1 protein-coding gene and 2 pseudogenes (1 of these 3 running past the window's edge) are annotated in these 2,360 nt (G+C 56.4%); 1 reads left to right on the top strand and 2 read right to left on the bottom strand.

Annotated elements, in window-relative coordinates; genetic code table 11:
• Window positions 1-402 (top strand): annotated as a pseudogene (locus tag QVP67_RS09215) (hypothetical protein); the annotation flags it as partial.
• Window positions 403-436: 34 nt separating this feature from the next.
• On the opposite strand, the gene QVP67_RS09210 reads toward QVP67_RS09215, so the two are convergent.
• Window positions 437-1,747 (bottom strand): acetylxylan esterase, encoded by a 1,311-nt coding sequence (locus QVP67_RS09210; RefSeq protein ID WP_022163275.1) that lies wholly within the window; start codon window positions 1,745-1,747, stop codon window positions 437-439.
• 8 nt (window positions 1,748-1,755) lie between these two features.
• Window positions 1,756-2,360: pseudogene (locus tag QVP67_RS09205) on the bottom strand (pectinesterase family protein) (its annotated part continues 300 nt past the right edge of the window); the annotation flags it as partial.

Genomic DNA, 2,360 nt, shown 5'->3' with positions numbered 1-2,360 from the left:
GCTTACCGCTCGTGGATGCTTGCGGCGCTGACCGATACGGTCAAAGCGGCGGCTTCGGTCTGCTGGATGAACACGACCGAACACCTGATGACGCTGACCAACAATCAGAACAAAGGAGGTTCGGCCTTCGCCATGCTCATTCCGGGCATCAGACGCTACCTGGACTATCCGCATGTAGCTGCCATCGCCTGCCCCAAGCCTTCCCTGTTCTTTTGCGGAAGCAAGGACAAGTTGTTTCCTCTTGAAGGCGTGGAGGATGCTTTCGCCACTATGCAGCAGGTGTGGGACAGCCAGCATGCCGCCGAGAATCTTGTCACCCGCGTATGGGACGAAAAACACTTCTTCAGCAAAGACATGCAACAGGCTACCCTCGACTTCTTCGACCGGCATCTAAAGCCGTGACTGACAGAAACGACTGCCGCGAACGCAGAACCGCTTACTTCAGTTGCTTCTTTATCCACTCCCAGTGACTGCGCTCAGTGTCGTCCGAAGTCCAATGCTCGTTGACGGGTGTTATCAGGGCCTCCTTGGGGCACGACAGTACATTGTAAACAGCATAACTGGTAGTGGGCGGGCATACGTCGTCGTTGTATCCCCACGTCATACGGACAGGAACCTGGATGCGACGGGCAAAGTTGACTACGTCATAGTAAGCCATCGTCCGCAACTTGTCGGGGGTATCCATGCCTTCGGTGCGGAAGAAGTGCGGATATCCGCCTGCCCGCCCGGCTTTGTAGCCCGCCATGTCGCTCAGTGCCGGATGATTGGCCACACAGGCAGTGACGCGTTTGTCCAGTCCGGCAGTGACCAGCGCCAAGGCTCCGCCCTGACTGCCTCCCTGCACAATGACGTTCTTCCCGTCCCACTCGGGCAAGGAAGTCAGCAGATCGATGCTGCGTATGCAGGCCAGATAAACGCGCTTCATATAGTAATGGTCCCGGTTGTCCAGACCATTCATCAGATAGCCGTTCTCGCGTCCGTTGAAGGCATCACTGATTTCACGGAAAGTTTCGGCGCTCATTTCCGGATTCAGGCCGTGTATCTCGATTTCGAAACGGATGCATCCCTCTTCGGCATAGTACTTGTGGCGCAAAGGATCTTTAATGGTCTTGATGCCTGCCCCCGGGGGACAAAGTACCACGGGACACGTCCCTTTGGCCGCCTGCTTGGGATAGAACAGATAGCCGTAAACGGACTGTCCGCGCGCACTGACCTGCAACTTGACGAGATAGCAGTCTATCCGGTCGGTACAATACTGTTCAGCACGCACCTTCGTATATTTCAGAGGAACTTTGGCCAGTTCGGCTTTGTTTTTCTCCCAGAACACTTCGAAATCAGCAGGTTTCGTGGTATAGGGGCGAATCTCTTCGGGCGAGAAGCCTACCTTGATGTGATGACGGTACGTCTTCCCGTCCACCGTAGCCCACATGCGACAGTCGCGGAAACCCGGCTGCTTCATGGTGCCCACGTTTATCACGGCCTTGCCGTGTTTCAGCTGTACGCTGCCTTGGGCATCGGCCGGCATCATGTCGCCGCCCATCTCGTAGTGAACGGTGACCCCGTCCTGCGGCATGCCGTACTTCAGCAGTTGTACTTCGACTGTTGCCTTCTCGCCCGTCCGGTACAGCCAGTCGGCATGGTCGGGCACTGTCACCCACAGCACATCGCTGCGGTAAGGGTTGTTCTCGGCCTGCAAGGGAAGCAGAGCCAAACACAGAAAGAGAAGTAAGAAAAAAGCCTGTTTCATACGTCGTTTCATCGTTTTATGTCCAACAAAGCATTGCCGTTCTTCACCGGGTTCCATCCGTCGTTGCCTGCCAATACTTCCTCGATGGAATAGCCTTGCAAGTCTTTCAACTGACGGGAGAAAAGTGCACGCTCGGCTACCGTCGCTGCTCCCGCACCCTTACTTTGGTATTCGGCATAGAAGACGGTCTTTTCAGCCTCCTTCTTGCCCCAGTTGTGCCAGCCTGCGGGCAGAATGTGGCTGCCCAGGTCGCAACGGATAAACACTGCCTGTGCATACGGCCGCCACGGGCGGGACAGATAGACATCGTCCACTCCCTCGTCTGCCGTCAGCCGACAGTCGTAGAACACGTAGCCGTAGGGCTGTCCTTCGTCGGTAGAAGGAGCCGTCACGTAGCCCTTGCCCTTGCTGTGGATGCGGCAACGGTTGAAGACAGCCGTCGACCAGCCGAAGATGAAGTCCACCGTTCCTTCCACGTAGCAGTCTTCGTAGTACTGGCGGCAGCCTTTCGCATAGGTGTACAGAGTATCCTGGAATCCCAGGAAGCGGCATTGCTTGAAGTAAGCACGGTCGGCACTGACAAAGCAGGCTACGGCCTGGCCGACCGGGCCGG

The organism is Bacteroides sp. CAG:633, assembly GCF_000435115.1.
GTDB classification, from domain to species: Bacteria; Bacteroidota; Bacteroidia; order Bacteroidales; family Bacteroidaceae; genus Bacteroides; species Bacteroides ndongoniae.
This window is presented reverse-complemented; position numbering and strand designations above follow the sequence as displayed.